We start from the raw sequence: 22,590 nt of genomic DNA, 5'->3' as shown, positions 1-22,590 counted from the left end.
GGCGACGCCCGGGTCGCTCAGCGGTAGTTGGTGAACTGCAGGTCGGCGTCGACGTCGGCGCCCTTGAGCAGTGCGATGACGGCCTGCAGGTCGTCGCGGCTCTTGCCGGTGACCCGCAGCTCGTCGCCCTGGATCTGCGTCTTGATGCCCTTGGGCCCCTCGTCGCGGATGATCTTCGCCACCTTCTTGGCGGTCTCGCTGCTCAGGCCCTCCTTGATCAGGGCCTCCAGCCGGTACTCCTTGCCGGACGGCTTGGGCTCGGGGCCGTCGTCGCCGCCGGTGTCCAGCGACTTCAGCGAGATGCCGCGCCGGATGAGCTTGGACTGGAAGACGTCCAGCACCGCGAGCACCCGCTCGGACGAGTTGGCGATCATCACGATCTTCTCGCCGCTCCAGGCGATCGAGGCCCCCACGCCCTTGAAGTCGTACCGCTGCGCGATCTCCTTCGCGGCCTGGTTCAGGGCGTTGTCCACCTCCTGGCGGTCGACCTTGCTGACGACGTCGAACGAGGCTTCGCTCGCCATGGTTCTCCTCCTGCTGCCCGCGGCGACGCGGGCTGGTTGCTCGGGACGGCCGGTGCCCTGTTTCGCTAGCACCGCCCGGGTGTTGCTATCCTTCCACCCGCACGCTGCACGCGCGTTCGCCCCTTCGGCGTTCCCGTACGGTGGGCATCCCCGGCGGGTTACCCGAGTGGCCAAAGGGGGCTGACTGTAAATCAGCTGGCAACGCCTACGGGGGTTCGAATCCCTCACCCGCCACATCACGACACGACCCCGGACCGCCTGCGGCCCGGGGTCGTGTCGTTCGGTGTCGGCGAGGCCTGGCAGGGTGGGCGCGTGCCAGATACCACCCGCGACACCACCCACGAGTCAGCACTCGCCGTCCTGCGCCGGCTGGTGGGCAACCCCGCCGCCGACTTCCACGAGGGCCAGTTCGAGGCCATCGAGACGCTCGTGGACGACCGTCGCCGCGCGCTCGTCGTGCAGCGCACCGGGTGGGGCAAGTCGGCGGTGTACTTCGTCGCCACCATGCTGCTGCGTGAGCGCGGTGCCGGGCCGACGGTGCTCGTCTCGCCGCTGCTGGCGCTGATGCGCGACCAGGTCGCCGCCGCCGAGCGTGCCGGGGTCCGCGCCGTGGCCATCAACTCGACCAACGCCCACGAGTGGGACGACCTGCTGGCGCGTCTGGCCGCCGACGAGGTGGACGTGCTGCTCGTCTCGCCCGAGCGGCTGAACAACCCCGCCTTCCGGGAGAACCAGCTGCCCGCCCTGGTGCGGCGTCTCGGCCTGCTGGTGGTCGACGAGGCGCACTGCATCAGCGACTGGGGCCACGACTTCCGGCCCGACTACCGGCGCCTGCGCGACCTCATCGCCACCATGCCGGACGGCGTGCCCGTGCTGGCGACCACGGCGACCGCCAACAGCCGGGTGGTGGCCGACGTGGCCGAGCAGCTCGGCAGCGGTGACGCGCAGGACGTGCTGACCATCCGCGGCCCGCTCGCTCGGGCGTCGCTGCGTCTGGGGGTGCTGCGGCTCCCGACCGCGAAGGCGCGCCTGGGCTGGCTGCTCAGCCACCTGGCGGACCTGCCCGGCTCCGGCATCATCTACACGCTCACGGTCGCGGCCGCCCAGGACACCGCCAGGCTCCTGCGCGAGGCCGGCCACGACGTGCGTGCGTACACCGGCCAGACGGACCCGGCCGAGCGTGAGGACGCCGAGGCGGCGCTCAAGGCGAACAGGGTGAAGGCGCTGGTCGCGACGAGCGCGCTCGGCATGGGCTTCGACAAGCCCGATCTCGGGTTCGTGCTGCACCTGGGGGCGCCCTCGTCGCCGGTGTCGTACTACCAGCAGGTCGGCCGCGCCGGTCGCGCGACGGAGAGCGCTGACGTCCTGCTCCTGCCCGGGCCCGAGGACCGCGACATCTGGCAGTATTTCGCGACCGCGTCCATGCCCGACGAGGACCGGGCGCAGCGCGTGATCGCGGAGCTGAACGACCGGCCCCTGTCGACGCCCGCGCTCGAGGCGCGGGTCGACCTCCGCCGCACGCCGCTGGAGCTGCTGCTCAAGGTCCTCGACGTGGACGGGGCCGTGCGCAGGGTGCAGGGCGGCTGGGTGGCCACCGGGCAGCCGTGGACCTACGACGCCGAGCGGTACGCCCGCATCGCCGCGGCCCGCCAGGCCGAGCAGGAGCACATGCTCGAGTACGAGCGCACCACCGGCTGCCGGATGGAGTTCCTGCAGCGCAGCCTGGACGACGAGACGGCCACGCCGTGCGGTCGCTGCGACTCGTGCGCGGGCGTCTGGTACCCGACCGACGTCGTGGAGGACGCGGCGGCGTCGGCCGAGCGCTCGCTGGACCGCGTCGGGGTGCCGATCGAGCCGCGCGCGCAGTGGCCCGTGGGCGCGGACCGCCTGGGCCTGCCCGTGCGCGGCAAGATCGCCGAGTCGGAGCGGGCAGGCGAGGGCCGGGCGCTCGCGCGGCTGACCGACCTGGGCTGGGGGACGGCCCTGCGCGAGGTGTTCGCGGCGGGCGCCACCGATGCCCCCGTCACCCCGGCCATGCTGGCCGGCTGCGTGCGCGTGCTCGCGCAGTGGGGCTGGGACGAGCGTCCGACCGCGGTGGTCGCCCTGCCGTCGCGGCGCCGACCGCTGCTCGTCGACTCCCTCGCGCGCGGTCTGGCCGAGATCGGCCGGCTGCCCTACGCGGGGGCCCTTGCGCTCCGGGACGGCGGGCCGAGCGGCGAGCCGGGCGGCAACAGTGCCTTCCGCCTGGCCGGCGTGTGGGGCCGGTTCGACGCGTCGGCGCTGGACCTGCCGCCGGGCCCGGTGCTGCTCGTCGACGACCTCGTGGACAGCCGCTGGACCATGACCGTCGCCGCGCGCGAGGTGCGGCTGGCGGGCGCGTCCGGGGTGCTGCCGTTCGCTCTGGCGCTGCGCGGCTGACGGCTCGGCCGCCCTGCTCGTCGTCCGGCCGCGCTCGTCATCCGGCCGCGCTCGTCGTCAGGCCGTGCTCGTCGTGAGGCCGACGCCCTGCTGCGCGAGCCGGGCGACGGCGCGCAGGGTCGTCGGGGACGCCACGGCGGCGGTCAGGTCCAGCAGCACGGTGGCGGCGAGCCCCGCGGCGCGGGCATCCGTCGCGGTCGCGGCGACGCAGTGGTCCGTGGCCAGCCCCACGACGTCGACCTCGGTGACGCCGGCGGCGGCCAGGACGGCGGCGAGGGTCTCCCCGGGCGCGCCGACGACCTCGCCCTCGAACCCCGAGTAGTCCTGCCGGCCCTGCCCCTTGCGCACGTGCAGGGTCCCCGCGGGCAGCTGCAGTGCCGGGTGGTACTCGGCGCCCGGGGTGCCGGCCACGCAGTGCACCGGCCACGTGGTCACGTAGTCGGGATCGGCACCCGTCGCGAAGTGACCGTCGTTGGTGTCCGGCAGGGGCGCGTGCCAGTCGCGGGTCGCCACCACCGCGACGTACCGGTGGGCGTGGTCGCGCAGGTACGCCGAGACGTCCCGGGCGACGTCGCTCCCGCCGCTGACCGCGAGGGCACCGCCCTCGCAGAAGTCGTTCTGGATGTCGACGACCAGCAGGGCCCGGTTCCTCATCGGACCATCATGCCGCCGTGGGCCGGCAGGTCAGGCGGTCCCGCAGGTGTAGGTGCCCTCCGTGAGAGACACCGTCGCGCCGTCGTACAGGGTGTCGAACGTCCCTGCGTCCTGCGCCGACTCGAAGGCCACCCCGACCCCGAGGGGGTCGGTGAAGCCCGTGAGGCCCGACAGGAGCTCCTCGGCGCCGCTCTGGCAGGCCGGGTCCCACGGCAGGGTCGGGTAGCCCAGTGCGGACAGCGAGTCGATCGAGGGCTGGAGGGTGGCCGTGTCGCCCTCGCCGGTCTCCACCACGTCGGTCCAGACGACGAAGAACGGCTCCGCCGAGGTGGCGGGGTCGATGGCGGTCGGCCAGGCCGGGGTGGTCACGGTCGTCGCGGGGTCGGGGCTGTCGCCGTCGCCGCCGGTGCAGGCGGTGCTGGCGAGCAGGGCGGCACAGAGCGTGAGGGCAGCAACGAGGCCGCGTCGGGGCTGGCGCATGGCGGGGATCGTGGCACGGCAGGGACGGCGCGGACCATGAGATGAAGCGTTTAGGGAGCACCCGCGGCGGCCCTCGACGGGTCCGATTTCACGAGCACCCCACAGCCCGTGTAACCTTGCTCGCGCTGCCCCGATAGCTCAGTCGGCAGAGCGTCTCCATGGTAAGGAGAAGGTCAAGGGTTCGATTCCCTTTCGGGGCTCTGTGGTGTGTTCGAAGATGGTGCCGTGATTGCGCGGCACTGCCGAGGACGCATCGACATGGCGGGGTAGCTCAGGTGGTTAGAGCACACGGCTCATAATCGTGGTGTCGCGGGTTCGAGTCCCGCTCCCGCTACCGCCAGTGACACACCTGCGCGTCGGCCGGCGCGCAATGACGAGATCGCATGCATCCGTACCGGGTGCGAGAGGTGGCAAGACCATGGCCAGCAAGAGCTCGGACGTCCGTCCGAAGATCACGCTCGCGTGCACCGAGTGCAAGGAGCGGAACTACATCACGAAGAAGAACCGTCGGAACGACCCCGACCGTCTCGAGATGAAGAAGTTCTGCCCCCGCGACAACCGTCACACCCTGCACCGCGAGACTCGCTGATCTCGTCCCGATGCCGGTCGACGTCGGGTACGCGGGTCGTCAGTACCCGCCGACCGCTGCCTACGAGGTAGGCCGCCAGAAGCTGCAGGAGTTCGCCGACGCCGTCGGCGCCTCCCACCAAGCCCACACGGATCCGTCGGTGGCGCGCGAGCTCGGGTATCCCGACGTGATCGCGCCACCGACGTTTGCCGTCGTGGTGGCCCAGCGTGCCGAGGCCCAGCTGTTCGAGGACCCCGCAGCCGGCATCGACTTCAGCCGGGTGGTCCACGCGGACGAGCGGTTCATCCACCACCGTCCCATCCACGCGGGGGACCGCCTCGTCACGGTTCTCCACGTCGACTCGATCACCGTGCGGGCCGGCCTGGCCATGATCACCACGCGCTCCGAGATCGCGTCCGAGGACGGCGACCCGGTCAGCACCGTGATCTGCACCCTCGCCGTCCGTCCGGAGGAGTCATGACCCTGGCCGTCGGCGACCAGGTCGCCCGCCGCGAGATCACCGTCGACCGCGCGCGCCTGATCCGGTACGCCGGTGCGAGCGGCGACTTCAACCCGATCCACTGGAACGAGCGCGTCGCAACCTCGGTGGGGCTGCCGGACGTCATCGCGCACGGCATGTGGACCATGGGCGCGGCCTCGAGCGTCGTCGCCGACTGGATCGGCGACCCCGGCGCGATCATCGACTACCAGGTGCGCTTCAGCCGGCCGGTGCCGGTGGCGGACCCCGGCGCAGCCACGATCGAGGTGACGGCGGTGGTCGGCGCGCTCGACACCGAGGCAGGGACCGTCCGCATCGACCTCACCGTCGCCGTCGACGGCGTCCGGGTGCTGGGCAAGGCGCAGGCGCTGGTCCGCCTCAGCTGACCAGTGCCGGCGCGGGGCCCGTCGTGGTCCCGATCCGCAGGCTCACGGGCAGCTCCCGCCGCGACGGTCCGTCGCCGGCCAGGAAGTCCTCCACCGCGTGGCCGACCGCCGCGCCCTTCTCCGCGAGCGGCTGCACGACGGTCGTCAGCACGTCGGGGGCCAGCCAGGGCAGGTCGAGGCCGTCGAACCCGCTGACGGACACGTCCTGCGGCACGCGCAGCCCGAGCTCGCGCGCCGCGAGCACCACGCCGGACGCGAGCAGGTCGGACTGGCACGCGATGGCCGTGGGCCGGTCGGGGACCGAGAGCAGCGCCGTTCCCGCGGTGCGGCCGTGCTCCACGAGCGATGCCGGGGTCTCCCAGATCGCGACCGGGGTCACGCCCGCGTCGGTCACGCCGGCCAGCCGTCTGCGGGTGATCTCCCAGTCCAGGTGGCCCATCTGGTCGGGCCGGACCAGCCCTTCGCCGCGCGAGGGGTCGAACGGGAGGGTGACCGACGCGATCCGGGTGTGCCCGAGCGCGAGCAGGTGCTCGGTCGCCTGACGCATGCCGCCGCGGTCGTCGATGCCGACGGAGGCCACGTCGGGGGCGTGCTGCCCCTCGACGAGGACCGTCGGCGTCCCGCGCCGGCGCAGTGCTGCGAGCACGGGGTCGTCGGTGGTGCCGCCCCACATGATGACCGCGACGTCCATCGCGGCGGTCTCCAGCAAGGGGTCGACGGCGGGTCCGCTGGGGTCGCTGGACCCGGGGATGAGCAGGACGCCGAGCTCGAGCGGTCCGAGCGTGCTGACCAGGCCGTCGAGGGTCTGGACCGAGACCGGGTCGCGGAACGCCCGGCGCAGCGAGTCGCCCACGACGACGCCCACGATCCCGGACCGGCCCCGGCGCAGCTGGCGGCCCAGGGGGTTCGGCCCGGAGTACTCGAGGGCCGCGGCGGCGTCGAGGACGCGCTGGCGGGTGGCCGCGGCGATCGGTCCGGCACCGGAGAAGGCGAGAGAGGCCGTCGAGACCGAGACGTGAGCGGCGGCGGCGACGTCGGCCAGGGTGGGGCGGTGCGCAGACAGGGTCGGACCTCCGGGTCGGCGTCGCGGGACCGGGCGCGCGACGCGCGCGAGACGGGTGCGAGTTGACGCAGCGGACAGCGTACCCGCAGGCTTGGGCCGGCCCTCGAATCGATTCGAGACGGGCACCACCCAGCACGGCGACTCTGCGCGCGTGCCACCACGACAGGACGGGCGAGAACATGAGCACCGGAGGGCCGATGACGACGCCAGCTGGACACGAGGAGGGCCTGACCGCCCCGAGCGGTCCCGGCCGCGCCGCGCGATCGGTCGAGCGCGCATCGGTCGCGGTGTTCGCCGTCTTCTTCCTCAACGGCTTCAACTTCGCCAGCTGGGCCGCGCGCCTGCCGGCCATCCGTGACGGGCTCGACTTCTCGCCCGCGCAGATGGGGCTGCTGCTCCTGGTCGGCTCCGTCGGCTCGCTCGTCGCCCTGCCGCTGTCCGGGATGGTCGTGGAGCGGCTCGGCGCCCGCCGCACCGTGCTCGCGTTCGCGTGCCTCAACGCGGGGGGCCTGGTGGTGGCCGCGTCCGGCGTGGCCGTCGGCGAGGTGGTGGTCGTCGGGCTGGGCCTCGTCCTGTTCGGCGTCGGGACCGGCGTCTGGGACGCGTCCATGAACGTCGAGGGCGCCGTGGTCGAGCAGCACGTCGGCCGTACCGTGATGCCGCGGTACCACGCGGGGTTCTCGTTCGGCACCGTCGCCGCCGCGGGCATCGCCGCCGTCGCGGCGGGGTTCCACGTGCCGGTCGTCGTGCACATCTCGATCATCGTGGTGCTGTCGACCATCGGCGTCGCACTCGCCGTGCGGGCGTTCCTCCCGATTCCTCACAAGCCCGAGGCGGCGCACGCCTCCGAGCGTGGCGGTGCGGGTGCCCGGGGGGCGTTCGCCGCCTGGCTCGAGCCGCGCACGCTGCTCATCGGCCTGGTCGTCCTCGCCGCCGCGCTCACCGAGGGCTCGGCGAACGACTGGGTCAGCCTCGCGGTCGTCGACGGCTTCGACGTGCCGGACGCCGTCGGCGCGGTCGCGTTCGCGGTGTTCGTGACGGCGATGACCGCGATGCGCTGGTTCGGCACCACGATGCTCGACCGGCACGGCCGCGTCACGGTCCTGCGGCTGTCCGCCGCGCTGTCGCTGGTCGGGCTGCTGGTGTTCGGCCTGGCGGGGCCGCTGTGGCTCGCGGTCGTCGGCATCGTCGCGTGGGGCGCGGGCGCCGCCCTGGGCTTCCCGGTGGGCATGAGCGCCGCCGCCGACGACCCGGTGCGGGCGGCCGCGCGCGTCAGCGTGGTCTCGACCATCGGCTACAGCGCGTTCCTCGCCGGCCCGCCGCTGCTCGGGCTGCTCGCGCAGCACGTCGGCTACCGGCACGCGCTGCTGGTGATCATCGTCCCGATCGTGCTGGGACTGCTGGTGATCAACGCCGCGGCCCCGCTGCGCGAGGACCGCGTAACCTGAAGCGGTGCAGACTGAGCTGAGCGCGGCCGACTGCTCGCCGGCGACGGTCCCCCCGGCCCTCACCTGGCCGGCCCGGACCGCCTCCCCGTCCACCCTTGCGGACCTCACGACGCTGCGCGTCGGCGGTGCGCCGCGCCGCTACGTGGAGACGGCGACCGAGGCGGAGCTGATCGACGCGGTCCGCGCCGCGGACACCGACGGGGAACCGCTGCTGGTCGTCGGGGGCGGGTCGAACCTCCTGGTGTCCGACGCCGGGTTCGACGGGGTCGTCGTGCGGGACGTGCGCAGCGCCATCGAGGTGCCCGACGCCTCCGCCTGCGCCGGCGCGACGCTCACGGTGCCCGCCGGCACGCCGTGGGACGACGTGGTGCGGTACGCGGTCGAGCAGGAGCTCACGGGGATCGAGGCGCTGTCCGGCATCCCGGGATCGACCGGTGCGACCCCCGTGCAGAACGTCGGCGCGTACGGGCAGGAGGTCTCGCAGAGCATCGCCACCGTCCGGGTCTGGGACCGCGGCCGGGCCAAGGTCCGCACGCTCCCGCTGGTGACGCTCGCGTTCGGGTACCGCACGTCGCTGCTCAAGCGGTCGATGCGGGACGCCGACCCCACCGACCCCCGCGCGCCCTGGTCGCCCACCCCCCGCTACGTCGTGCTCGACGTGACGTTCCAGCTGCGTCCGGCCACCCTGTCCCGGCCGATCGCCTATGCCGAGCTGGCCCGCACGCTCGGCGTGGACGTCGGGGGCCGCGCCCCGCTCGCGGACGTGCGCGACGCCGTGCTCGCCCTGCGGGGACGCAAGGGGATGGTGCTGGACCCCGCGGACCACGACACGTGGAGCGCGGGCTCGTTCTTCACCAACCCGATCCTGGCGCCGGACGCCGCGGCGGATCTGCCGGACGACGCGCCCCGGTTCCCTACCGACGACGGCCGCACCAAGACGAGCGCCGCCTGGCTCATCGAGCACGCGGGGTTCTCGCGGGGCTTCGGCGCACCCGGGCCGGCCACGCTCTCGACCAAGCACGCGCTCGCCCTGACCAACCGCGGCGGAGCGAAGGCCGAGGACCTGCTGGCCCTGGCCCGTCAGGTGCGCGACGGCGTCCGGTCGACGTTCGGCGTCGAGCTGGAGCCCGAGCCGGTGCTGGTGGGCGTCACGCTCTGACGCCCGCTCTCACGCCCCAGCAGGGCGCCGTGCACCAGCACGAGGGCCTCGTCGTCGGTCAGGCCGGCCGCCCGGACGGCGGCCACGTACGTCTCGGCCGCCCGCCGCGCGATGTCGGTCGGCACCGAGGCGCCCTCGGCGATGACCGTCCCGGCCCGGCGGCGGGTCTCCACGACGCCCTCCGCCTCGAGCTCACGGAACGCCCGCGCCACCGTGCCGGCGGCCAGGCCGAGGTCGGTGGCGAGCGCACGGATCGTGGGTAGCCGGTCGCCCGCCACCAACCGGCCCGCCGCGACGTGCGCGACCACCTGCGCGCGGATCTGCTCGAACGCGGGGACGCCGGACGTGAGGTCGACCTCGAGCTGCGCGGTCATGCGGAGACCTGCGCCTTCTCCGCGGGCCCCGCAGGCTCCACCGCACCGGCGGGCACCGGCGCGCTCGCCGCACGGGTGGCGCGTACGGCGATCACGACGGAGGCGATCACTACCGCCAGGGAGACGAACCGGGCGACGGTGCCGACCGCCTGCGAGCTCCCGGGCACGACGACGTCCGCCCAGGCGGGCTGCACGGTCGCGACGGCATTCGCCGCGAAGAACAGGCACCCGGCGAGGGTCCACGCGGTGACCAGCTGGACGCCGGCCAGGATCCGGCTCGCGGAGGTCCTGCGCAGCGCCACGTCGTCGGCGGGGGAGGTGTCGGACACCGCCGGACGGCGGGCGACGAGCAGAAGGGTCCCGACGCACCCGAGGGCGAGCACCGCGATCGCGGGGGCGATCGTGCGGCCGTAGTACAAGCCGGGAAACGGGCTGGCCGTCGAGACCAGGTCGGCGTGCGCGTACGTCAGGCTCCGGCCGCCCGTGCCCGCAGCCAGGCCGCACACCGCCAGGAGCAGGGCGAGCGCGGCGAACCACGACACGCTCACCCAGGTCAGTGCCCGCGGTGCCACGTCACGGATGCGCCGGCGGGCCAGGGCCGCCCGTCGGACCGCACCTGCGGGTCGCGGCCAGGTCAGCTCGCCGCCCGCGTGCACGGTGAGGTAGGCGGTGCCTGCGATGGCGGGGAGGGCCGCGACGAACGCACCGCGGGACGGACCGCTGAGGACGGGGCCGCTCATGGCGGCCGCGAGGAGCATCGGCAGGGGGACCAGCGCCGTCCACGCCGCCGCGGTGATGCGGCGGGCATGGGCCTCGGCGGCGAGCCACGCCTGCGACGGCGTCGTGGGTCCGGCCGTGCGCACCGGCCGCAGCGACCAGCCGAGACCGGCGACGAGGAGCGCGAGGAGCACGAACCACAGCAGGTTGGACATCAGGACTCCTGTATCAATGAACTAGTAGATTGATACAAGCGCTCCCGAGGGGCGGTGTCAACCGGCCAACCAGTCGTCCACGCCGGCGAGCAGCCGCGCCCGGACGTCGTCGGACGCGCGGCTGGCGCGGATCGAGCCCCGCGCCAGCTCGGCGAGCTCCTCGTCGGAGAACCCGTGCACGTCGCGCGCGATCGCGTACTGGTCCACCAGCCGGGACAGGAACAGCAGCGGGTCGTCGGCGCCGAGGGCGACCGTGGCACCCGCGTCGACGAGCGCGCGCAGCGGGACGTCCGCCGCGGTCCCGTACACGCCGAGCGACACGTTGGACGCGGGACAGACCTCCAGCGCGACGCCCTCCTCGACCACGCGCTCCAGCACCCGCGGGTCCTCGGCGGACCGCACGCCGTGCCCGAGCCGGTCGGGGTGCAGGTGGCTGACCACGTCCTCGACGTGCGCCGGCCCGAGCAGCTCGCCCCCGTGCGGCACCGAGGCCAGGCCGGCCCGCCGGGCGATCGCGAACGCGGGTGCGAACTCCGACGTCTCGCCGCGACGCTCGTCGTTGGAGAGCCCGAACCCGACCACCTGGCCGGGACCGTCGCCGGCGTGGTGCGCCGCGAGGCGGGCGAGCGTGCGCGCCTCGAGCGGGTGCCGCATCCGGGATGCGGCGACGATGACGCCGACGTCCACGCCGGTGTCCGCCGAGGCCTGCCGGGCGGCGTCCAGCACGATCTCCAGCGCCGGCGTCAGACCGCCGACGAAGGGCGCGTACGACGTCGGGTCCACCTGGATCTCGAGCCGACCGGACCCCTCCCGGGCGTCGTCCTGCGCGGCCTCCGCCACGATCCGGCGCATGTCGGCCTCGCCCCGTACGCACGCCCGCGCGGCGTCGTAGAGCCGCTGGAACCGGAACCAGCCGCGCTCGTCGGCCGGCACGTGCAGCGGGTCGGCGTCGAGCAGCGCGGCCGGCAGACGGACGCCGTAGGTCGTCGCCAGGTCCGCCAGCGTCGAGATCCGCATCGAGCCGGTGAAGTGCAGGTGCAGGTGGGCCTTGGGCAAGAGGGCCAGATCGCGCGTCACACGCCCGCCGTCGTCGTCGCGTCGATGAGCCGGTACCCCACGCCGCGGACGGTGTCGAAGTGCTCCGCGCCCACCTTGCGCCGCAGGTAGCGCACGTACACGTCGACCACGTTGGAGCCGGGGTCGAAGTCGAAGCCCCACACCTCCGAGAGCAGTCGCTCCCGGGTGAGGACATCGCCCGGGTGCCGCAGGAACGTCTCCGCCAGGGCGAACTCCCGGGCGGACAGGTCGACCTCCTGGTTGCCGACCTTCATCCGCCGCGTGCGCAGGTCCAGCTGGAGCGCGCCGTGCGTGAGCACGGAGGCCTCGCCGGAGGTCCCGTGCGCGCGCAGGCGCAGCCGGACCCGGGCGAGCAGCTCCTCGAAGCGGAAGGGCTTGGCCATGTAGTCGTCGGCCCCGGACTCCAGGCCCGTGACGGTGTCGGTGACCGACGAGCGCGCGGTCAGCACGATGACCGGAACGGTGTGTCCCGCCGCGCGCAGGCGGCGCAGGACCTCGAACCCGTCGATGTCCACGAGCCCCAGGTCGAGGATGAGCAGGTCGACGCCGCCGGCCTGCACCGCGGACAGGGCCTCCTCGCCGGACGTCACCGCGCTCGTCTCGAAGCCCGAGGCGCGCAGGCCCTTGGCGACGAACGCGGCGATGCGTTCCTCGTCCTCCGCGATGAGAATGCGCGTCATAGGTACTCCACCAGCTCCGTGACAGGTCGGGGTTCGCCGTCCATGAGGTCGACGGCCGGCAGGTCCAGCACGAAGACCACGCCGGGCCCGACGTTAGCCGGTGGATGCTCCACGAACACGCGTCCGCGGTGGGCGTGTGCGATCGCCGCGACGATCGGCAGGCCCAGGCCCGCCCCGTGCGGCACCCGGTCGGCCCGCCCTCGGTGGAACCGCTCGAAGATGCGCTCGGCCTCCTCGGCCGGCACGCCGGGTCCCTCGTCGCGCACCCACAGCAGCAGCCGGTCACCCGACACCTCGCTGCCGAGGCGCACCGTGGACCGCGGCGCGGAGTACCGGCAGGCGTTGGCCAGCAGCTGGAGCCACGCCTGGGTGATCCGCTGCGCGTCGAGCTGCACGGTCACGTCGGCGCGCGCGGCGACCACCCAGTGCCGGTCGCCGAGCCCGCGCGCCTTCTCGTGCACGTCGTCGGTGAGCCGGCCGACGTCGGTCGGCGCGCTCCGGACGAAGTCGGGCCGCTCGGCGGTGGCGAGGGTCATCAGGTCGTCGACGAGCCGCTGCATCCGGTCCAGCTCGTCGAGGGCGAGCGCCTGCGTCGCCCGCACGTCGTCGGGGTCGTCCGCGTCCACCAGCTCCAGGTGGCCGCGCACGATCGTCAGGGGCGTCCGCAGCTCGTGGCCCACGTCGTCGAGGAGCTCGCGCTGCGACCCGAACGCGCGCTCCAGCCGGTCGAGCATGGCGTTGACCGTGCGGGCCAGGTTCGACAGGTCGTCCTTGCCGGTCACCGTGATCCGCTCCGAGAGGTCCGACTCGGTGATGCGCCGCGTCGTGTCGCGCAGCAGCCGGACCGGGCGCAGCAGCCGTCCGACCACGAACCAGGCGACGATCGCGATCCCGGCCAGCGCGCCGAGCCCGACCGCGGAGTAGGTGTAGTACGTGCTGCGCAGGCTGGACATCTCCGCCGCGCGGTCGAACGCCACCACGAACATGCCGGTCCTCAGGTCGCCGCTGACCTGGACCGGGACCGCGATCAGCCGGTACTGCGTCGTCGACGTGGTGACGGTCCGCGCGACCGCCGGCGCATCGGCCGGGACCTCGGCCAGCAGGGCGATCAGCTCGGGATCGTCCTCCAGGCGGACGGCACGCGTCTCCACCGCGGGGGACCAGGTGGCGCGCCCGTCGAGCAGGGCCACGACGCCCTCGTTCTCGCCCGGGACCCGGTTGCGCACACCCTGGAACAGGACACTGTTGACGTCCTCGAACGGGCGGTCGGTGGCCGGGTCCTTGCCGGCCTGCACCGTGCGCAGCGCCGCGACCGCCCGGGACAGCGAGTTGTCGATGCGCTCGTCGGTCTGGCCGGACTGCAGCGCGAAGGCGGTGCCGCCGGCGCCGAGAACGGTGAGGGCGGACAGCACCACGACCGCGGTGAGCAGCCGGGCGCGCACGGTCAGGTGCGCGAGCGTGCGCTGGTACGCGGGGATCGAGCCGGTCGTCGCCCCGGCGAGGTCGGCGCGGGCGCCGGTCCGGGGGCTGCGTGGCATGCAGGCCAGTATGTCGGCCGGCCCGACCGGTGGGCAGTGCTGGGGGAGCGGCGATCCGCTCAGCCGTCGTCGCGACGCTGCCAGCGGAAGGTGCGGACCCCGACGAGCAGGGCGGCGACCGCCCAGGCGAGCAGGATCGCGGCCGTCGCACCGTGCTGCCACGAGCCGCTGACCTCCCAGGACTGCGCGTCCGCCGGCAGGAACACGGACCGCATGCCCTGCGCCATCCACTTCAGCGGGAACACCGACGCGACCTGCTGCATCCAGGAGGGCAGGTCGTTGAACACGAAGAACACGCCGGAGATGAACTGCAGGACGAGGACGACGGGCGTCACGACCGCGGTCGCGGACCTGCCCGTGCGCGGGACCGACGAGAAGGCGACGCCGCACAGGGTCCCGGCCGCGGTCCCGAGCAGGAACACCCAGGCGAACGTGGCCCAGGCCGTCGCGGTGGTCGGCAGGTCGACGCCGAAGACGAGCGCGGCCGCCGCGAGGAGCAGCGCCGTCTGCACGATCGAGGTCACGAGGACCCCGCCGAGCTTGCCCAGGAAGTAGGCCGCGGGCGGCAGGGGTGTCCCGTGGAGCCGCTTGAGACCGCCGTCGTCCCGCTCGACCGCGATCGAGATCGCCAGGTTCTGGAAGCTGGACAGCATGATGCCGGTCGCCAGCATGCCCGGCAGGAAGTACTGCGCGAAGGGGATCCCGGGCGGTGGTCCCACCGTCGCCCCGTCCTGCCCGAACACCGTCGCGAAGATCGCCAGCATGATCACCGGGTACGCGAAGATGAAGACGACCGCGTCGCGCTCGCGGAAGAACGTGCGCACCTCGTAGACCGTGCGCCCCAGCCCCAGGCGCAGCGCACCCGGCAGGCGCACCTCGGTGTCGACGACGCTCATGAGGGGCTCCCGTCGATCAGGCTGAGGTAGACGTCCTCGAGCGTGGGGCGCAGCACCTGCAGGCCGGGGATCTCCTCGCCGAGCTCGGCGGTCAGCTCGACCACGGTCCGCGTCGGCGTGTCGGTGCGGACCTCGCGCGTCTGCCCGTCCTGCGACCAGCGCACGACCGCCCGACGAGCCGTGCGGCCGCCCAGGTCCGCGGGCGGCCCCTCGGCCACCACGCGGCCGTCACGCACCACGATCACGCGGTCGGCCAGGCGCTCGGCCTCCTCCAGGTAGTGCGTGGTCAGGAGGATCGTCGTGCCGTCGGCGGCCAGGGCCTCGATCAGGTCCCAGAACGAGCGGCGCGCCTGCGGGTCGAAACCGGTGGTCGGCTCGTCGAGGAAGAGCAGCTCGGGCCGGCCGACGATGCCGAGCGCCACGTCGAGCCGGCGCCGCTGCCCGCCGGACAGCTGCCGTGCCCGCGTGCCGGCCTTGTCCTGCAGGCCGACGGAGGCGATGACCTCCTCCGGGTCCCGGGGACGGGGGAAGAACGTCGCGAAGTGCCGGACCAGCTCGGCGACCGTCGCCTCGGCGAGGTCGTTGTTGGTCTGCAGCACGATGCCCAGGCGCGAGCGCCAGGCGCGGCCGCCGGACTGCGGGTCCTGCCCGAGCACGCGCACGTCGCCGCCGTCGCGCACGCGGTAGCCCTCGAGGATCTCGACCGTCGTCGTCTTGCCGGCGCCGTTGGGCCCGAGCAGCGCGACGACCTCACCGCGCGCGACGTGCAGGTCGAGCCCGTCCACCGCGCGCTTCGCACCGTAGAGCTTGCTCAGCCCGACGACCTCGACGGCATGCGGCACCTACTCCGCCTCGGCCAGCAGCGCCTGGACCCGGCTGATGCCCTCCACCAGGTCGGCGTCGCCGAGGGCGTACGAGAACCGCAGGTAGCCGCTGGGTCCGAACGCCTCGCCGGGGACCACGGCGACCTCGGCCTGCTCCAGGATGAGGGTCGCCAGCTCGGCGGACGTGCGCGGCGTGACCCCCCGGATCGTGCGGCCCAGCAGCCCCTCGACGGACGGGTAGACGTAGAACGCGCCCTCGGGGGTCGGCACCTGCACGCCGTCGATCTGCCCGAGCATCTCGACGATCGTGCGGCGCCGCCGGTCGAACGCGGTGCGCATCTCCTCGACGGCCGACAGGTCGCCCTGCAGCGCCGCGATGGCGGCGCGCTGGGAGACGTTGGCGACGTTCGACGTGAGGTGCGACTGCAGGTTGGTCGCGGCGGTGATGACGTCGGCGGGCCCGATCATCCAGCCCACCCGCCAGCCCGTCATGGCGTAGGTCTTGGCCACGCCGTTGAGCACGATCGTCGTGTCCGCGAGCTCCGGCACCACGCGCACGATGGGCGTGAACACCGCGTCGTCGTAGGTCAGGTGCTCGTAGATCTCGTCGGTGACGACCCAGATCCCGTGCTCGAGGGCCCACCGCCCGATCGCCTCGGTCTGCTCCGGGGAGTACACCGCACCCGTCGGGTTGGACGGCGAGTTGAACAGCAGCACCTTGGTCTTGGGGGTGCGGGCAGCCTCGAGCTGCTCCACCGACACGAGGTAGCCCTGCTCGACGCCGGCGAACACCTCGACCGGGACACCGCCCGCGAGGCGGATCGCCTCCGGGTAGGTGGTCCAGTACGGCGCCGGCAGGAGCACCTCGTCGCCCGGGTCCACGATCGCCGCGAACGCCTGGTAGACCGCCTGCTTGCCCCCGTTGGTGACCAGCACGCTCGACGGCTTCACCTCGTAGCCGGAGTCGCGCAGCGTCTTGGCCGCGATGGCCTCGCGCAGCGCAGGCAGGCCTGCGGCGGGCGTGTAGCGGTGGTTGGCCGGGTCCTGCGCCGCGGCGACAGCCGCCTCGACGATGTAGGCGGGGGTCGGGAAGTCCGGTTCGCCGGCGCCGAAGCCGATGACGGGCCGGCCGGCCGCCTTGAGGGCCTTGGCCTTGGCGTCGACGGCCAGCGTCGCGGACTCGGCGATCGCGGCCAGCTTGGCGGACACGCGGGGACGGGGGGAGGTCTGCTCGCTCACAGGTTCATAGTGGCAGAGGTCACCGGGACCGACGTGGACGGGTCAGTGGGTGATCGGTGGGTGATCGGTGGGCGACAAGGCGGTGCCGTTCGACCCACGGGCGCTCGTCGCGTACAGTGGACCCCCGGCGGTTGACGTCCGCCATGATGAGCCGTGCCCCGGAGTTCTCCGGGATGCTGCGCGGACCCCCTGCGGGTGGTGTCCGTCGGCGCGCTGTGCGCGGACGGCTCGTCGTGGAGGCCCAGGCCGTCGTAGGGCAGTGGCGCAATTGGTAGCGCAGCGGTCTCCAAAACCGCAGGTTGCAGGTTCGAGTCCTGTCTGCCCTGCGCACGCGTCCGTCCGTCGGGTCCTCCGACGGCGGGAGGCGAGCAGGACCGCCGGTCGGTCCGGCGCGACGCGTCGGCTCGTCCGTCCGTCAGGTTCCGCACGGAGCCCGACCATCTCGAGACGTAGGGGCCAGACGTGAGCGAAACAGCACCGGCTGCGGCGTCCGACGCCGGGGGTTCGGCGGCGCGTCCGTCGGGATCCAAGGACACCCGCAAGGGTGAGTCGCGCGGTGGCCTGTTCGCACGCATCGCGCTCTTCGTCCGCCAGGTCGTCGCGGAGCTCAAGAAGGTCGTCCGGCCGACGCGGTCGGAGCTGATCACCTACACGAGCGTCGTCCTGGTGTTCGTCGCCGTGGTCATGGCCTTCGTCACCGTGGTCGACCTGGGCATCGGCAAGCTCACGTTCTGGGTCTTCGGGGGCTGACAGCCGCTCGGGGACTCCCCGACAGCCAGGTAGTCGCCCCACCCGGGTCGAGCACCCACCGCGCCGGTCCGCCGGGGCGCACACGCAGGAGAAAGCAGGTTCGCACGTGTCGCAGGAGTCGCAGGAGCCCACGACGGCCGCCGAGGCGGAGCTCGAGGACGCCATCGCGTCGGTCGAGGCCGTCGAGACGTCGCCCGTCGATGACGTCGACGACGTCACGTCCGACGACGCCGCAGCCACCGAGAGCGACGAGCCGGCAGACGCGGGTGCCGAGCCGGCCGCTGACGAGACCGACGACGCCGAGCCGGACGTCGAGGACGCCGAGCCGGACGTCGACGACGACCCGATCGCCGCGTTCCGTGCGCAGCTGCGCAGCCAGCTCGGTGACTGGTACGTCATCCACTCCTACGCCGGGTACGAGAACCGTGTGAAGGCGAACCTCGAGAACCGTCGCCAGAGCCTCAACATGGAGGACTTCATCTACCAGGTGGAGGTCCCCATGGAGGAGGTCGTGGAGATCAAGAACGCGCAGCGCAAGGTCGTCAAGCGCGTGCGGATCCCCGGCTACGTCCTCGTCCGCATGGACCTGACCGACGAGTCCTGGGGCGCCGTCCGGCACACGCCGGGTGTCACCGGCTTCGTCGGCCACACGCACCAGCCCGTCCCGCTCACGCTCGACGAGGTCTTCTCGATGCTGGCGCCGTCGCTGGAGCCGAAGCAGCCGACCACGGCCGCCGGCGCCGCCAAGGCCGCGTCGCAGATCAAGGTCGACTTCACGATCGGCGAGTCGGTCACCGTCACCGACGGCCCGTTCGACACGCTGCCCGCGACGATCTCCGAGATCAACGCCGAGAACCAGAAGCTCAAGGTCCTCGTCTCCATCTTCGGCCGGGAGACCCCGGTCGAGCTGTCCTTCAGCCAGGTCGCCAAGATCTGACTGGACGCCCCGGGACTCCGGGGTCCTGCAACCGGGTCATCGCCCACGGCGTCGGCCCACGACACGAACGGAAGCTGCTATGCCCCCGAAGAAGAAGGTCACCGGCCTGATCAAGCTCCAGATCAAGGCCGGCGCCGCCACCCCCGCGCCGCCGATCGGTCCGGCGCTGGGTCAGCACGGCGTCAACATCATGGAGTTCTGCAAGGCGTACAACGCGGCCACCGAGGCGCAGCGCGGCAACGTCATCCCCGTGGAGATCACGGTCTACGAGGACCGCTCGTTCACCTTCATCACCAAGACGCCGCCGGCCGCCGAGCTGATCAAGAAGGCCGCCGGTGTGGCCAAGGGTTCCCCGACCCCGCACACCGTCAAGGTCGCCACGCTGACCAACGCGCAGATCAGCGAGATCGCGAGCACCAAGCTCGAGGATCTCAACGCGAACGACCTCGCGGCGGCGGAGAAGATCATCGCGGGCACGGCCCGCTCGATGGGCATCAAGGTCGAGGGCTGAGCGCAGCTCGGCTCGAACAGCACGAACAGGCGGCTGACCTCAGCCGGCTGACGAATGTGTGGCAGGGCCGGTGCGGCCCGATGGACCACGACTGCTGAAGGAGAACAAGCAGATGGCTAAGCACAGCAAGGCGTACCGCGCCGCGGTCGAGAAGATCGAGGAGGGGCACCTCTACACGCCCCTCGAGGCCGTCCGGCTCGCGCAGGCGACGTCGACCACCAAGTACGACGCGACCGTCGAGGTCGCCTTCCGCCTCGGTGTCGACCCGCGCAAGGCGGACCAGATGGTCCGTGGCACGGTCAACCTGCCGCACGGCACCGGCAAGACGGCTCGCGTCATCGTCTTCGCGACGGGCGAGCGTGCCGAGCAGGCCCGCGCGGCCGGCGCCGACGAGGTCGGTGGCGACGAGCTCATCGAGAAGGTCGCGGCCGGTTACACCGACTTCGACTCCGCCGTCGCGACGCCGGACCTCATGGGCAAGGTCGGTCGACTGGGCAAGGTCCTGGGCCCGCGTGGTCTCATGCCGAACCCGAAGACCGGCACCGTGACGATGGACGTGGCCAAGGCCGTGTCCGACATCAAGGGCGGCAAGATCGAGTTCCGCGTGGACCGTCACGCGAACCTGCACTTCATCATCGGCAAGACGTCGTTCAGCGACACCGCGCTCGTGGAGAACTACGCCGCCGCGCTGGACGAGATCCTGCGTCTGAAGCCGTCCGCGTCGAAGGGCCGCTACATCGCGAAGGCGACCGTCTCGACGACGAACGGCCCCGGCATCCTCGTCGACCAGAACAAGACGAGGAACCTGCTCGAGGACGACGCCGCCTGACGGTAGCGTCCGCACGACGAAGGCCCGGTCCCCCCTGCGGACCGGGCCTTCGTCGTCCTACGTGCGGGGTGGCTAGAACGGCAGCCACTGGGTGACGCACGTGCCGCCGGCGCTCACGCACTCGAGCTGCAGCGGCCCGTCCGGGCGGACGTCGAAACGGAAGTACCCGACGTCGTCCGTGTCGATCGTGGCGACGTTCCGCTCCGGGGTGCGCAACGTGACGCGCCCCCGCGTCGCGGGCAGCAGCTGGCCCTCGATCGACGTCGGCTCCACCTCCACCTCGACGCCGAGGTCGCGCCCCTCGAAGACGAGGGTCCGCGACGACCCGCCCGACCGGTCGCGGACGCCGACGGGCGCATCGAGCGCCTGCGAGTCGTAGACGAGCTCGAGCAGGAGCAGGTCCAGCTCGAGGCCGGAACGCGCCTCGATCATGCCGCGGTGTGCGTGGAACGCCGTCTCGGCGCTGGCGACGACCCGGTCGTAGGTCTCCGCCTCGGCGAGGGCCGCGACCAGCTCGGCGCCGAGCGCCTCGTCGTCGGGCCAGGGTGAGTCGCCGCGCGGTCCGGGGGTGTGGGCGCGGTCATCCGAGTGCCAGGACATCGCGTCCTCCTTCGTCTGCCGTGGCGGCCGACCAGGCCCGCACGTACTTCTTGATCGCGGCCGTCTGACGCAGGCGCGCTAGTCCACGACCCCGGGTGGGGCCGATCGAGCCGACGGGTACCCCGAGCCGCTCGGCGATCTCCGCGTAGCTGAGGGGAGGGTCGACGGCGAGCAGGAGCAGGATCTCGCGCTGGTGGGCCGGCAGCTCGGCCAGCCCCTCACGCAGCGCCTGCTCGCGCTCGACCGCGAGCATCCGCGCGTCCAGGTCCGAGTCGGACACACCGTCCAGCCGCCCGCCCTGCGGGTCGACGGGCACGGTCCGCCGGTTCAGGTTGGTGACCCGGATGCACTCGTGGCGTGCGGTGGTGGCGATCCACCCGGGCAGCGCGTGCGGGTCGCGGAGCTTGTCGAGGTTCTCCAGCAGGTTGAGCCACACGGTCTGTGCGACGTCCTCGGCCTGGTCGGGCGTGAGGCGGAACTGGCGCACCCGCGCCACGACGGCGGGGGTGTGCCGACGGACGATCTCCCCCCACGACCTCGAGTCACCGTCCAGGGCGCCCTGCACGAGGGCGGGGGCGTCCCACCGGCGGTACGGATCCTCGTCGTCCATGTCCGCATCCCTTCGACCTGCGACTCGGATGCCATCATGTCGCGCGGCGGCGACTGTGCCCAGCACGTCAGACCCCCGGCAGGATCTCGAACGTCTGGCCGAAGTCCGGCATGGGGCGGCCGGTCGCCAGGAGCTCGACATAGGCCTGGCGTGCCGACAGTCCCCGGTCCTGCATGAGGCGTGCCACGGCGCCCGCCACCTGCGGTGCCGCGAACGACGTCCCGCTCCAGCGCGAGAACGAGTCCGCGGGGAACGTCTCGGGGTCCTCGGTGAAGTCGGGGGACTGCTCGCCCTCCACGTACGTGGACAGCACACCCTCCCCGACCGCCGAGCAGTCCACCCACCAGCCGTGACTCGAGAACGCGCTCGGGCGCAGGTCAGCGGTCAGGGCCCCCACCGAGACCACGCGCCGGAACGCGGCGGGCCAGGTCGGCGTCGTGTCACCGAAGTTGCCGGCGGCCGCCACGATCAGGGCGTGCTCGCCGCGCTCCCGCTCGATCTCACCGACGACGTCGAGCGCCGCCGCCATGGCGAGGGACGGCTGGTCGAACTGCGTCTGCGTGCCGAGCGACAGGTTGACCACCTGGGCGCCGTCGCGCACCGCCCGGACGAGCGCGCACGCGACGTCGATCTCGCTGCCGGTCCCGCCCGTCCCCAGCGCCCGGTACATGGAGATGTCGGCCGTGGGCGCCACCTGGGCGATGACGCCGCTGACGAACGTGCCGTGCCCGGCGGAGAAGTCGAGGAACCCGTCCAGGGGATCGGCGTCGAGCGGGTCGACGTTGATGTCGACCGCGTGCGTCGCGGGATCGTCCTGGGCGATCCGCGGGATGCCCGTCAGCCAGCCGTCGCCGCGCGGCGTGGGGTCGATGCCCGTGTCGATGACGGCCACCCGGGCGCCGTCCCCGTCGCCCGTCGCGTAGGGGCCGTACGAGCCGAAGTCGCCGATCGTCGGGACGGCGACCCCGCTGAACGGTTTGACGATGGGGCCCAGCGGGGCGACGTGCGTGAGCGAGGCGGCGAAGCCTCGCGCGCGCAGCTCACCGACCGTGTCCTCGAGGTGCTCGGTCGTGGTCGGCACGGTGCTCACCAGGCGGACCAGGCGGCTCTCCAGGTCGACGCAGCCGAGCTCGGCCTCGGCCAGGCCCCGGCGCTGCACGTACGTCCGCACACCGCGGTCCTGCCAGGACGACTCGGTCACCAGGATCTCGCCGGTCACCACCATCGTCTCGAGCCCGTTGTCCTTGACGACGACGTCCAGCCGGCTGGCGTGCCGCAGGCTCCACCGCTCCTGGACGGCCGTGTTCAGGCGGCGGCGCAGGCCGGCGTCGGTGCGACGCTGCGCCAGCTCGTCGACCTGGCGCTGCACGCGCTGCCGCACGCGCGCGGGGACGGGCTCGACCGCGGCTCCTGACCGGTAGTCGCGTCCGAACGGTCGTCCGGGCGTACGCGGTTCCTCGGATGACGTACTCACATGCGCTCCTTGGTCGGCCTAGACTCCGAAAGATGTGCCCGTCCGGCCCCGGCGTCGAGCCATCAGCGCCGAACGACGAGCCCTACGCCTTACCAGAGGCCCGAGCCGACCTCCTGATAC

The 22,590-nt window shown here is 73.0% G+C and carries 25 protein-coding genes and 4 tRNA genes; 14 read left to right on the top strand and 15 right to left on the bottom strand.

What is annotated here, in order from left to right:
* Positions 1-17: 17 nt before the first annotated feature.
* The gene (locus tag KG102_RS13640; RefSeq protein WP_208212297.1) at positions 18-524 is read right to left on the bottom strand and encodes a YajQ family cyclic di-GMP-binding protein; all 507 of its coding nucleotides are present in this window, start codon (positions 522-524) and stop codon (positions 18-20) included.
* Between the two features lie 152 nt (positions 525-676).
* Here KG102_RS13640 and KG102_RS13635 point away from each other — a divergent pair.
* Together KG102_RS13635 and KG102_RS13630 are read left to right on the top strand one after the other, a co-directional pair.
* Positions 677-758: transfer RNA gene (locus KG102_RS13635), tRNA-Tyr, on the top strand.
* A gap of 78 nt (positions 759-836) precedes the next feature.
* A complete protein-coding gene (locus KG102_RS13630) occupies positions 837-2,942 on the top strand; it encodes a RecQ family ATP-dependent DNA helicase (RefSeq protein ID WP_208288371.1) in 2,106 nt (701 codons plus the stop codon).
* 57 nt (positions 2,943-2,999) lie between these two features.
* On the opposite strand, the gene KG102_RS13625 is transcribed toward KG102_RS13630, so the two are convergent.
* Positions 3,000-3,596: an isochorismatase family protein gene (locus KG102_RS13625; protein ID WP_208288372.1), complete on the bottom strand. Its 597-nt coding sequence runs from the start codon at positions 3,594-3,596 to the stop codon at positions 3,000-3,002.
* A gap of 30 nt (positions 3,597-3,626) precedes the next feature.
* Entirely contained in the window at positions 3,627-4,076 is a 450-nt protein-coding gene (locus KG102_RS13620; RefSeq protein WP_208288373.1) for a hypothetical protein, read from the bottom strand.
* 127 nt (positions 4,077-4,203) lie between these two features.
* Here KG102_RS13620 and KG102_RS13615 point away from each other — a divergent pair.
* From KG102_RS13615 to KG102_RS13595, 5 genes are all read left to right on the top strand, one after another.
* Positions 4,204-4,276, top strand: a tRNA-Thr gene (locus KG102_RS13615).
* Between the two features lie 60 nt (positions 4,277-4,336).
* Positions 4,337-4,410 (top strand) — tRNA-Met (locus KG102_RS13610).
* Between the two features lie 84 nt (positions 4,411-4,494).
* The gene (rpmG, locus tag KG102_RS13605; RefSeq protein ID WP_029290226.1) at positions 4,495-4,665 is read left to right on the top strand and encodes a 50S ribosomal protein L33; all 171 of its coding nucleotides are present in this window, start codon (positions 4,495-4,497) and stop codon (positions 4,663-4,665) included.
* Positions 4,666-4,675: 10 nt separating this feature from the next.
* Positions 4,676-5,125, top strand: a complete 450-nt coding sequence (locus KG102_RS13600; RefSeq protein WP_208288374.1) for an FAS1-like dehydratase domain-containing protein — start codon at positions 4,676-4,678, stop codon at positions 5,123-5,125.
* Positions 5,122-5,529 carry a MaoC family dehydratase gene (locus KG102_RS13595; protein ID WP_208212286.1) on the top strand — a complete coding sequence of 136 codons (408 nt, stop codon included), beginning with the start codon at positions 5,122-5,124 and terminating at the stop codon, positions 5,527-5,529. The genes KG102_RS13600 and KG102_RS13595 overlap by 4 nt, the downstream gene beginning before the upstream one ends.
* On the opposite strand, the gene KG102_RS13590 is transcribed toward KG102_RS13595, so the two are convergent.
* The gene (locus KG102_RS13590; protein ID WP_243884045.1) at positions 5,522-6,592 is read right to left on the bottom strand and encodes a LacI family DNA-binding transcriptional regulator; all 1,071 of its coding nucleotides are present in this window, start codon (positions 6,590-6,592) and stop codon (positions 5,522-5,524) included. The two genes, KG102_RS13595 and KG102_RS13590, sit on opposite strands and share 8 nt — an antisense overlap.
* 197 nt (positions 6,593-6,789) lie before the next feature.
* Here KG102_RS13590 and KG102_RS13585 point away from each other — a divergent pair, with 197 nt between their 5' ends.
* Together KG102_RS13585 and KG102_RS13580 are read left to right on the top strand one after the other, a co-directional pair.
* Entirely contained in the window at positions 6,790-8,040 is a 1,251-nt protein-coding gene (locus KG102_RS13585; RefSeq protein WP_208212282.1) for an MFS transporter, read from the top strand.
* Positions 8,041-8,152: 112 nt separating this feature from the next.
* Entirely contained in the window at positions 8,153-9,199 is a 1,047-nt protein-coding gene (locus KG102_RS13580) for a UDP-N-acetylmuramate dehydrogenase (RefSeq protein WP_243884046.1), read from the top strand.
* Here KG102_RS13580 and KG102_RS13575 read toward each other — a convergent pair.
* Genes KG102_RS13575 through KG102_RS13540 form a run of 8 tightly spaced genes read right to left on the bottom strand, consistent with a single transcriptional unit; the run spans position 9,121 to position 16,759 of the window.
* The gene (locus KG102_RS13575) at positions 9,121-9,573 is read right to left on the bottom strand and encodes a GntR family transcriptional regulator (protein WP_208212280.1); all 453 of its coding nucleotides are present in this window, start codon (positions 9,571-9,573) and stop codon (positions 9,121-9,123) included. The genes KG102_RS13580 and KG102_RS13575 overlap by 79 nt on opposite strands.
* Complete coding sequence (locus tag KG102_RS13570) at positions 9,570-10,505, bottom strand: hypothetical protein (RefSeq protein WP_208288376.1); 936 nt, start codon at positions 10,503-10,505, stop codon at positions 9,570-9,572. Before KG102_RS13570 ends, KG102_RS13575 begins: the two co-directional genes overlap by 4 nt.
* 57 nt (positions 10,506-10,562) lie before the next feature.
* On the bottom strand, positions 10,563-11,582 hold the full coding sequence (locus tag KG102_RS13565) for an adenosine deaminase (RefSeq protein WP_208288377.1): 1,020 nt from the start codon (positions 11,580-11,582) through the stop codon (positions 10,563-10,565).
* The gene (locus KG102_RS13560) at positions 11,579-12,262 is read right to left on the bottom strand and encodes a response regulator transcription factor (protein WP_208212275.1); all 684 of its coding nucleotides are present in this window, start codon (positions 12,260-12,262) and stop codon (positions 11,579-11,581) included. Before KG102_RS13560 ends, KG102_RS13565 begins: the two co-directional genes overlap by 4 nt.
* Positions 12,259-13,800: a sensor histidine kinase gene (locus tag KG102_RS13555; RefSeq protein ID WP_208212273.1), complete on the bottom strand. Its 1,542-nt coding sequence runs from the start codon at positions 13,798-13,800 to the stop codon at positions 12,259-12,261. The genes KG102_RS13560 and KG102_RS13555 overlap by 4 nt, the downstream gene beginning before the upstream one ends.
* A 59-nt stretch (positions 13,801-13,859) precedes the next feature.
* The gene (locus tag KG102_RS13550) at positions 13,860-14,696 is read right to left on the bottom strand and encodes an ABC transporter permease (protein ID WP_208212272.1); all 837 of its coding nucleotides are present in this window, start codon (positions 14,694-14,696) and stop codon (positions 13,860-13,862) included.
* Entirely contained in the window at positions 14,693-15,538 is an 846-nt protein-coding gene (locus KG102_RS13545; RefSeq protein ID WP_208288378.1) for an ABC transporter ATP-binding protein, read from the bottom strand. The genes KG102_RS13550 and KG102_RS13545 overlap by 4 nt, the downstream gene beginning before the upstream one ends.
* Positions 15,539-16,759, bottom strand: a complete 1,221-nt coding sequence (locus tag KG102_RS13540; RefSeq protein WP_208288379.1) for a pyridoxal phosphate-dependent aminotransferase — start codon at positions 16,757-16,759, stop codon at positions 15,539-15,541.
* 253 nt (positions 16,760-17,012) lie between these two features.
* Here KG102_RS13540 and KG102_RS13535 point away from each other — a divergent pair.
* From KG102_RS13535 to rplA, 5 genes are all read left to right on the top strand, one after another.
* Positions 17,013-17,085 (top strand) — tRNA-Trp (locus KG102_RS13535).
* A gap of 136 nt (positions 17,086-17,221) precedes the next feature.
* The gene (gene secE, locus KG102_RS13530) at positions 17,222-17,509 is read left to right on the top strand and encodes a preprotein translocase subunit SecE (protein ID WP_208212267.1); all 288 of its coding nucleotides are present in this window, start codon (positions 17,222-17,224) and stop codon (positions 17,507-17,509) included.
* A 106-nt stretch (positions 17,510-17,615) separates the two neighbouring features.
* Positions 17,616-18,446: a transcription termination/antitermination protein NusG gene (nusG, locus tag KG102_RS13525; protein WP_208288381.1), complete on the top strand. Its 831-nt coding sequence runs from the start codon at positions 17,616-17,618 to the stop codon at positions 18,444-18,446.
* 79 nt (positions 18,447-18,525) lie between these two features.
* Positions 18,526-18,957 (top strand): 50S ribosomal protein L11, encoded by a 432-nt coding sequence (gene rplK, locus KG102_RS13520; protein WP_208212263.1) that lies wholly within the window; start codon positions 18,526-18,528, stop codon positions 18,955-18,957.
* Between the two features lie 112 nt (positions 18,958-19,069).
* Positions 19,070-19,786 (top strand): 50S ribosomal protein L1, encoded by a 717-nt coding sequence (rplA, locus tag KG102_RS13515; RefSeq protein ID WP_208212260.1) that lies wholly within the window; start codon positions 19,070-19,072, stop codon positions 19,784-19,786.
* Between the two features lie 72 nt (positions 19,787-19,858).
* On the opposite strand, the gene KG102_RS13510 is transcribed toward rplA, so the two are convergent.
* The 3 genes from KG102_RS13510 to KG102_RS13500 all read right to left on the bottom strand — a co-directional run bounded on the left by KG102_RS13510 (position 19,859) and on the right by KG102_RS13500 (position 22,470).
* Positions 19,859-20,386 carry a hypothetical protein gene (locus tag KG102_RS13510; RefSeq protein WP_208212258.1) on the bottom strand — a complete coding sequence of 176 codons (528 nt, stop codon included), beginning with the start codon at positions 20,384-20,386 and terminating at the stop codon, positions 19,859-19,861.
* The gene (locus tag KG102_RS13505) at positions 20,367-20,996 is read right to left on the bottom strand and encodes an RNA polymerase sigma factor (protein ID WP_208288383.1); all 630 of its coding nucleotides are present in this window, start codon (positions 20,994-20,996) and stop codon (positions 20,367-20,369) included. Before KG102_RS13505 ends, KG102_RS13510 begins: the two co-directional genes overlap by 20 nt.
* A 67-nt stretch (positions 20,997-21,063) precedes the next feature.
* The gene (locus KG102_RS13500) at positions 21,064-22,470 is read right to left on the bottom strand and encodes a S8 family peptidase (protein ID WP_208212254.1); all 1,407 of its coding nucleotides are present in this window, start codon (positions 22,468-22,470) and stop codon (positions 21,064-21,066) included.
* Between the last annotated feature and the right edge of the window lie 120 nt (positions 22,471-22,590).

Origin of the sequence: Cellulomonas fengjieae (assembly GCF_018388465.1) — a bacterium.
Classification (GTDB): Bacteria; Actinomycetota; Actinomycetes; order Actinomycetales; family Cellulomonadaceae; genus Cellulomonas; species Cellulomonas fengjieae.
Note: the sequence above shows the minus strand (reverse complement) of the source record. Positions and strands in the feature narration are given on the sequence as shown.